Source organism: Pseudomonas batumici (genome assembly GCF_000820515.1).
Taxonomy (GTDB): Bacteria; Pseudomonadota; Gammaproteobacteria; order Pseudomonadales; family Pseudomonadaceae; genus Aquipseudomonas; species Aquipseudomonas batumici.
In genome coordinates this window covers 1-9,668 of record NZ_JXDG01000074.1, presented here as the reverse complement: position 1 = coordinate 9,668, position 9,668 = coordinate 1, and the positions used below count along the sequence as shown (strand labels likewise).

Here is a 9,668-nt window from a genome sequence, read left to right as displayed (position 1 = left end):
AGGTCGTCGCGATTCAGGTAACCCCGCGCCACACCGGCGCCGCCGATGTAGATTTCGCCCGGAACACCCAGTGGGACGGGTTGCTGCTGTTCATCCAACAGATAGAACTGGGTGTTGCCCACCGGTTTGCCGATATGGGGCGCGAAGCCGTCTTCGCGATCCATCGCTACCCAGCTAGAGTAGGTGGTGGTTTCCGACGGGCCATAGAGGTTACACAGGCGTTGGACGCCGGTCTTCTCGAACAGGGTTTCCACCAGGCTGCGCTTGAGGGCTTCACCGGCCACGTTGACCGTGTGCACCGATTCCGGCAAACCGTCGACTTCCAGCAGCGCCTTGAGGGCTGACGGAACGGTGTTGATCAGGCCGATATCGTGTTCGCCGTGTTGCAACTCCAGGACGTTTTTCACTACTTCGATGCTGCCGCCACAGGTCAAGGGGGCAAAGCACTCATAGACCGCCAGGTCGAAGTTCAGCGAAGTCGAGAACAAGGTCTTGTTCAACGCCGAACCACCGAAAGCGGCGTGGGCCCAGGTGAGGAAGTTCACCGTGTTGCGGTGTTCGATCATCACGCCTTTCGGCAGACCGGTCGAACCCGAGGTGTAGATCAGATACGCCAGGTGTGCCGAGGTCAGTCCCGGCACCTCCGGATTCTGGACGGGCTCGTCCTGCCAGGTGCCTTGATCAAGATTGATGACCGGAACCGAAACGCCCGCCAGCAAATCACGGGTTGCGGTCTGCGCCAGTACGGCTGCCGGAGCACTGTCCTGCAACATATAGGCAATCCGCTCTACCGGGTAAGCCGGGTCCAACGGCACATAACCGCCGCCCGCCTTGAGGATCCCCAGCAGGCCAACAACCATCTCCGCCCCGCGTTCGACGCAGATCCCAACCCGCGAATCCGGCACCACACCCTGCTTACGAAGAACATGGGCCAAACGGTTGGCCTGCTCGTTAAGCTCGCGATAACTCAGCCGCTGTTCACCATGGACCACCGCCAAGGCCTCCGGCGTGCGCTGCACCTGCTCCTCGAACAAGCCATGAATCGTCTGCGCCTGCGGATAATCCAGCGCGGTGGCGTTGAGCCCGAACAACAACTGCTCACGCTCCGTCGCCGGCAATACCGACAGCCGTCCCAGCGGCACCTCCGCGCTCTGTGCAAGGGCTCCCACCAGACTCGCCAGCGCGGCCTGCATATAACCGCAGACCCGTTGCGCATCGACGCCGGCAGTCGCCTGTACCGTCAGACCGAAGCCCACATCGTTATCGTCCACCGAAAGCGTCAGCGGGTAGTTGGTCCGCTCACCGCCACCGAGGCTTTCGATACCCTGCCAGGCATCCAGCGCCTGCTGGCTGACCTCACCGGCACCGTGCCGGTAGTTGAGCAAGGCGCTGAACAGTGGCGTCGGCGCCGGCACCCCGCTGCAACGCTGGGCCAGCGCCAGGGAAGCATGCTCATGGCCAAGCAGCGCGGTGAGCCGGCCATGGGCCGCTTTGAGCGCGGCCCGGGTGCCCAAGGCGCCGAGGTCCAGGCGCAGCGGCAAGGTGTTGATAAACATCCCCAGCGCCCGATCGGCCCCCGCGCCGCCCTGCATACGGCCCAGCAACACGGTACCGAACACGATCTTCTCGCGTCGGCACAGGCGGCCCAGCACCAGGCCCCAGGCCAGGTGCACCAGGCTCGCCGCGCTGACACCCGACTGACGGGCGTGGCCACGCAGACGCCGGGACAGCTCAAGGTCCAGCGTCAGGTGGGCTTCGGCGATCGCCTGTTGGTCGCCCCGAACTTCCTGCTGTTCGAACGGCAGGGTCGGTCCGTCGATATCGCCGAGCATGTCGCGGAAGAAGGTTTCGTGGGCCTCCTGGCTCACCCCCAGGCGCGCCTGGGCCACATAATTGCGATACGGCACGGCCGGCGCCAGCGGCGTCGCCTGCCCACGCAGGCTGGCCTGCATTTCCTGTTGCACCACCGCGAGGGTGGTGTGGTCAATGGCGATGTGATGGAACAGCAGGACGCCAACCCAGCGCCGGTTGAGCGCATCTTCGCTGACGGCCAGCTGCAGCAGCGGTGCCTGTTGCAGATTCAGGCGATAGTGCGCCGGATCGAAGCGCTGCAGCAGTTGCGCCAGCGGCTCAGCGGCTCCCGGGCTCGGCTCGAAGACCTCGACCATCAGCCGGGTCTGGCGCCAGACCACTTGCACCGGTGTTTCCAGCCCTTCCCAGACGATCGAGGTACGCAGCACATCGTGACGATCGATCACGTTTTGCAGTGCCTGGATAAAATCGTCCAGGCGGCTGCAGCTGTCGAAGCTGAACTGTGATTGCAGCACATAGGGATCCCCTTCACCGGCCGACAGGTGATGGAACAGGATGCCCTCCTGCAACGGTGCCAGCGGGTAGATGTCCTGAATATTCGCCGCGCCGCCTGGCACTGCTGCCACCACCCGATCGATCTGCTCCTGGGTCAGGCTGACCAGTGGCAACAGGTCCGGGGTGATATGCGTGCAGCCTTCAGCGATCAGGTTGGCCGGCACCACGATTTCCGTGCTGCCGCCCACCGCCGCCGCCAGCGCCGACAAGCTCGGTTGGCCGAACAGCACCCGCACATCGGCGCTCAGGCCGACCTGGCGCATCCGTTCGATCAACGTCACGGCCAATAGCGAGTGACCGCCGAGTTCGAAGAAGTTGTCATGCCGCCCTACCCGCTCGACCTTGAGCAGTTCCGCCCACAGGTGTGCCAGCACGGTTTCGGCTTCGCCTTGTGGGGCTTCGTATTCACGACTGATCAGTGCCGCGCCATCCGGTGCCGGCAGTGCTTTGCGGTCCAGTTTGCCGTTAGGCGTCAGCGGCAAGCTATCAAGCTGCACGTAGGCCGCCGGGACCATGTACTCCGGCAACACACCTTGCAGATGGCCACGCAGACCTTCGATCTCCAGCACCGTTTCAGGCTGCTGCGCCGTGACATAGGCCACCAGGCGTTTTTCGCCGGGGTTGTCTTCCCGTGCCAGCACCACACTTTCCTTGACCCCTGGGTAAGCGGCCAGACGGGCTTCGATTTCGCCCAACTCGATACGGAAACCCCGGATCTTCACCTGGTCGTCGTTACGACCCAGGTATTCCACCGTGCCGTCCGGCAGGTGGCGAGCCAGGTCGCCAGTGCGGTACATGCGCCCAGTGTTGAACGGATCGTCGAGGAAACGCTCGGCGCTCAGCTCCGGACGGTTCAGGTAACCGCGGGCCACCTGCACACCACCGATATACAGCTCACCGGCCACTCCCAGCGGTACCGGCTGACGGTTGGCATCCAGCAGGTAGATCCGCGTATTGGCCACCGGCTTGCCGATGGGCGTGTTGTCCGGCGTTTCGTCCAGCGGCCCGGCGCAATCCCAGGCCGTAACGTCGACGGCTGCCTCGGTCGGACCATAGAGGTTGAACAGGCCAACTTCCGGCAACTGCTGTTTGAAGCGCCGTACCAGATGCCCCGGCAAGGCTTCACCGCTGCACATTACCCGCAGCAAGCCACTGTCACCAGCCTCGCCATGGGCCAGGAACAGATCGAGCATCGACGGCACGAAGTGCAAGGTGGTGATGTTCTGCTCACGAATCACTTCGCGCAGGTAACCCGGGTCACGATGACCACCCGGACGCGCCATTACCAGCCGGGCGCCGTTGAACAGCGGCCAGAAGAACTCCCAGACCGAGACGTCGAAGCTGAACGGGGTTTTCTGCAATACGCGGTCCGAGGCATCCAGGCCGTATTCGTCCTGCATCCACAGCAGGCGGTTGACCACGCCACGGTGTTCGTTCATCACGCCTTTCGGCTGGCCGGTCGAACCGGAGGTGTAGATCACGTAAGCCAGATGCTCGGGACGCACCTCGACCTGCTGCGGGTTGCTATCCGGCTGAGTTAGGAAACCTTCACGCTCGGCATGCTCAGGATCGAGCAACAACACCGGTACGTTGCTTGCTGGAAGCACCGCACGCAAAGCCTCTTGGGTAAGAACTACTGCCGGCGCACAGTTCTCCAACATGTAAGTCAGACGATCAATCGGATAATCCGGATCCAGCGGCACATAAGCGGCGCCAGCCTTGAGAATCCCCATCAGCCCCGCCACCATTTCCAGGCTACGGTCGACACAGATCGCCACCCGGTCATCCGGGCCAATGCCCAGGCCGATCAGGCGATGGGCGATGCGGTTGGCCTGACGGTTGAGTGCGTCATAAGTCAGGCTGCCTTTTTCGTCGACGACCGCTACCGAGTCACCACTGGTGGCGACGCGAGCTTCGAACAAGCCATGCAACGTCAGATCCTGCGGATAGTCGACGGCGGTGGCATTGAAGGCTTCCAGCAACTGCCGGCGTTCAGCCTCTGGCAACACCGACAAGTCCTGCAACGACGCTTCGGCGCCCTGCTCCAGGGCATCGACCAGACTGTGCAAGGCCCGCTGCATATAGGCGCAGATCCGCCCGGCCGCAATCACCGGAACGGTCTGGGCGGTCAACAGGAAGTCCTCGCCCTGATCGTCGACGTTGAGGGTCAACGGATAGTTGGTGCGTTCCTCACCGCCCAGGGCCTGCATGCCGTGCCAGGCCGTCAGCGCCTCGTCGGTCACGGCAATGCTGCTGTGGCGATAGTTGAGCAAGGCGCTGAACAACGGCAGCGGCGCGCTTACGCCGCTGCAACGCTGGGCCAACGCCAGGGACGCATGCTCATGGCCGAGCAACGCGGTCAGTTCGTCGTGGGTGGTCTTGACCCCTTCCCGCGCGCTCCGACCGCCGAGGACCACCCGCAGCGGCAAGGTATTGATAAACATGCCCAAGGCACGGTCGGCACCTTCGCCACCCTGCATCCGGCCCATCAGCACGGTGCCGAACACCACGTCGTCGCGGGCCGAAACCCGGCCCAGTACCTGGGCCCAGGCCAGATGCACCAGGCTGGCGGCACTGACCCCCAGTTGGCGGGCCTGGGCCCGCAAACGGCGACCCAGCGCAACGCCCAAAGGCAGGCGGGCTTCATCGATACCTTGAACATCAACCTGCTGCAAGCCGAATGGCAGGGTCGGCTCGTCGACAGCACCGAGTCGTTCGCGGAAGAAACGCTCGTGCTCTTCCTGGCTCATGCTCAGGCGAGCCTGGGCCACATAGTTACGATACGGTACCGGCGCGCCCAGTTGCGCCTGCTGGCCCAGCAGATAGGCCTGCATCTCGTGCTGCACCACATCCATCGCGGTGTGGTCCATGGCCAGGTGATGGAACAGCAGCAAGGCCAGCCAGCGCTGGTTTTGCGCATCCCAGGCATGGATCAAGCGCAGCATCGGTGCCTGGCGGATATCCAGACGATAGTGCCGCGAGTCGAAACGCTGGTGCAGTTGGCTCGCCACAGCACCGCCCTGCGGGTCCGGCTCCAGGCTCTCGCGCACCAACTGCGCCTGACGCCAGACCACCTGCACCGGCTCGTCGAGGCCTTCCCAGACCAGCGCGGTGCGCAGGATGTCATGACGCTGGATCACGAACTGCAAGGCGTTGGCGAATTCTTCCAGGCGCTCCTGGCTGTCGAAGGCGAACTGCGATTGCAGCACGTAGGGGTCACCCTGCTCCGCGCTGAGGTGGTGATAGAGAATGCCGGCCTGCAACGGCGCCAGGGCATAGATATCCTGGACGTTGGCAACGCCACCCGGCACCGTGGCGACGATCCGGTCGATGGCGGCCTGGTCCAGGTTCGCCAGCGGCAGCAGTTCCGGGGTGATCCGCGCACAATCGAGGGTGACGCCATTGGCCGGCACGCGGATTTCACGGCCACTGCCCACCGCCGCGGCCAGCGCGGCCAGGGTCGGTTGGCTGAACAGCACCCGCACATCGGCGCTCAGGCCGGCCTGGCGCATACGCTCGATCAGCGTCACCGCCAGCAATGAATGCCCGCCCAGTTCGAAGAAGTGGTCATGTCGACCGACCTGCTCGACCTTGAGCAGTTCGGACCACAATTGCGCCAGCAGGGTCTCGGTTTCCCCTTCGGGTGCCTCGTAGCCACGGCTGATCAGCGCACGTTCGTCCGGCGCTGGCAGGGCCTTGCGGTCCAGCTTGCCGTTGGCCGTCAGCGGCAGGCGCTCAAGGCGCACGTAGGCCATGGGTACCATGTATTCCGGCAACTGCGCGTGCAAATGCCCACGCAGCGCGTCGATCCGCTCCACCGCCCCTTCGAAGGCCGGGGTGAAATAGGCCACCAGGCGCTTGTCGCCTGGGGTCTCTTCACGGCACAGCACCACGGCCTCCTTGACTTCGGGATGTTCGGCCAGACGCGCTTCGATCTCGCCCAACTCGACCCGGAAGCCACGGATCTTCACCTGGGCGTCATTGCGCCCCAGGTATTCCAGGTTGCCATCGGCACGCCAGCGCACCAGATCGCCGGTGCGGTACAGGCGCGCCAGTGGGTCGCTGTCGAACGGGTTGGTGACGAATTTTTCCCGGGTCAGATCCTCGCGGTTCAGGTAACCCTTGGCCACACCCGGGCCACCGATATACAGCTCTCCCACCACCCCCAACGGCACGGGTTGGCCCTGGGCATCGAGTACATAAAGACGGGTGTTGCCGACGGGTCGGCCAATCGGCAGGCTGCCACTGTCCGCCCTGGTGATCTCGTAGGTCGTGGAGAAGGTCGTGGCTTCGGTCGGGCCGTAGCCATTGAGCAGGTGCTCTGGAGCAGCGTTCGCCAGTACCCGCGCGATCACCGCCGGGTCCAGCACATCACCGCCGACAATCAGGTAACGCAGGCGCGAGAAAGCATCGCCCAGGCCCGCGGCGTATTGATGGAACAACCCGGCGGTCATCCACAGCACCGTCACCGATTGCTCCAGCAACAGGCGCTGGAAATTTTCCGGGGAGAGCAAGTCGGCCTGGCCGATCACCACCACGCAGCCGCCATTGAGCAGCGGCGCCCAGACGTCAAGGGTGCTGGCGTCGAATGCCGGGTTGGAGGCGAAGGCCACCCGGTCCCGGGCATTGAAGTCGGCATAACCGTTGTTGATCACCAGACGGCTGATAGCCCGATGCGGCACCAGAACACCCTTGGGGGTGCCGGTGGAGCCGGAGGTGTACATGATGTAGGCCACGCTTTCGCTGGACTGCGGCATCGCCAGGTCATCGCCGTCCAGGCGCTCCAGACTCTGCCGGTCGAGGTCAACGCGCTGCACGCGGGTGTCCAGCGGCACCTGGCTGCGAGTCAACAGGACCCGTGCCTGGCTGTCCTCGATCATGAAGCCCTGGCGTTCCACCGGGGCGTTGATATCCAGCGGGACATAGACCGCGCCGCACTTGAGCGCCGCCAGTTGGCTGACCAACAACTCATGGGACCGTTCCAGCAGGATCGCCACGCTGTCGCCCGGTTGTACACCGAGACCGCGCAGATGCCGAGCCAGGCGGTTGGCCCGGGTGTTGAGCTCGGCATAGCTTAACGGCACACCGTCGTGGATCGCCGCGCAAGCCTCGGGCCGCGCCCGCACCTGGACTTCGAACAGGCCATGGACGGTTTGCGCCCGTGGATAATCGCGAGTGCTGGCATTGAACCCTACCAACAGTTGCTCGCGCTCGGCGGCGGGCAGGATCGACAGCTGCGCCAGCGGCAAGGCCGGTGTTTGTTCCAGGGCCTCGACCAGGCTTTCCAGGGCGCTGAGCATATAGCCGCACACCCGTTGCGCCCCGGTACCGGCCAAGGTGCCGACGTGCAGGGCGAAGTCTTCGCCCAGATCGTCCACCGACAAGGTCAGCGGATAGTTGGTGCGCTCTTCGCCACCGAGCATTTCGATGCCGTTCCAGGCCGGCAGGTCCGCGCTGCCACTCGCCAGGTGCCGATAGTTCAGCAATGCGCTGAACAACGGAGTCGGCGCCGCCACGCCGCTGCAACGCTGCGCCAGGGTCAGCGGCGCATGTTCGTGGCCGAGCAAGGCGGTAAGGCGTGCGTGGGAGGCCTTGACCCCTTCGCGCACACCCAGCCCGCCCAGCGTCACCCGCAACGGCAAGGTATTGATAAACATCCCCAGGGCGCGATCGGCGCCCTCGCCGCCTTGCAGGCGACCGAGCAGGACGGTGCCGAACACCACTTCGTCCTTGCTCGAGACAGCACCGAGCACACGGGCCCAGGCCAGGTGGCAAAGGCTTGCGGCACTGACACCCAATTGCCGGGCCTGGGTCCGCAGGCGGCGGCTGAGGCCGTTGTCCACGGCACAGCGGGCCTCTTCGATATCCTGGCCGTCGCCCTGCACATCCTGCAGGCCGAAGGGCAAGGTCGGCTCGTCGATATCACCGAGCATCTCGCGGAAGAATTGCTCGTGCTCGGCCTGACTCACCCCCAGGCGCGACTGGGCCACATAGTTGCGGTACGGGATCGAGACCGGCAGTTGCACCTGGCGATCCTGCATATGCGCTTCGATTTCCGCCACCAGCGCCCCCAGGGAGGTGGCGTCGTTGACCAGGTGATGGTATTGCAGCAGGCCGATCCAGCGTTGATTGGACGGATCCTGCCCATAGTCCAGGCGCAGCATCGGCGCCTGGCGGATATCCAGGCGGGTCTGGGGCGAGTCGAGGCACCCGCGCAGTTGTTCGGCGATATCGTCGGCGAGCGGGTCCGGTGACACTTCGTTCAGCGCCAGGGTCGCCTGGCGCCAGACCACTTGCAGCGGCGCGTCGAGACCTTCCCAGACCACGGCCGTGCGCAGGATATCGTGACGTGCGATCACCCCTTGCAATGCCTGGGCGAAGGCCTCGAGTCGGTCCCGACTGTCAAAGGCGAACAGCGCGTGTTGCAGATAGGGGTCGGCGTGATCCACGGCCAGGTGATGGTGGTAGAGAATGCCTTCCTGCAACGGCGCCAGCGGGTAGATATCCTGCACGTTCGCCGCACCGCCCGGTACGTTGGCCACAACCCGGTCAATAGCGGTTTGGTCGAGGTCGACCAGGGGCAGCATATCCGGGGTGATGTGCTCACAGCCCGCCGGGATGGCATTGGCCGGGACGACGATTTCACGCCCACCGCCCACGGCAGCGGCCAGGGCCGCCAGGGTCGGCTGGCTGAACAGCACGCGTACGTCGGCGCTTAGGCCGGCCTGGCGCATGCGTTCGATCAGGCTGACCGCCAGCAATGAATGGCCGCCCAAGTCGAAGAAGTGATCGTGGCGCCCGACCTGCTCGACATTGAGCAGTTGCATCCAGATCCTTGCCAGGGTGGTTTCGGTTTCTCCCAGGGGGGCTTCGTAACCACGACGGATCAGCGCATCACTGTCCGGCGCCGGCAGGGCCTTGCGGTCCAGCTTGCCGTTGGGGGTCAGCGGCATGGTCTCAAGCAACACGTAGATAGCGGGGACCATGTACTCCGGCAACTGCTCTTGTAGATGGCTGCGCAGGGCTTCGATATCCACCGAGGTTTGCCCAGTGGCCAGGGTGTAGTAGGCCACCAGGCGTTTATCGCCCGGGATATCTTCGCGGGCCGTGACCACCGCTTCATGGACGGCTGGATGCTTGGCCAGACGGGCGTCGATCTCGCCCAGCTCGATACGGAAACCACGGATCTTCACCTGGTCGTCGTTACGGCCCAGGTATTCGATATTGCCGTCTGGCAGGTAGCGACCGAGGTCGCCGGTGCGGTACATGCGGGCCGAAGCTTCCCGACTGAACGGGTCGGT

1 protein-coding gene is annotated in these 9,668 nt (G+C 64.4%); it reads right to left on the bottom strand.

The features are described from left to right. The coding region (locus UCMB321_RS27810; protein WP_040071928.1) for a non-ribosomal peptide synthetase at nucleotides 1–9,668 on the bottom strand (9,668 nt) is incomplete at both ends.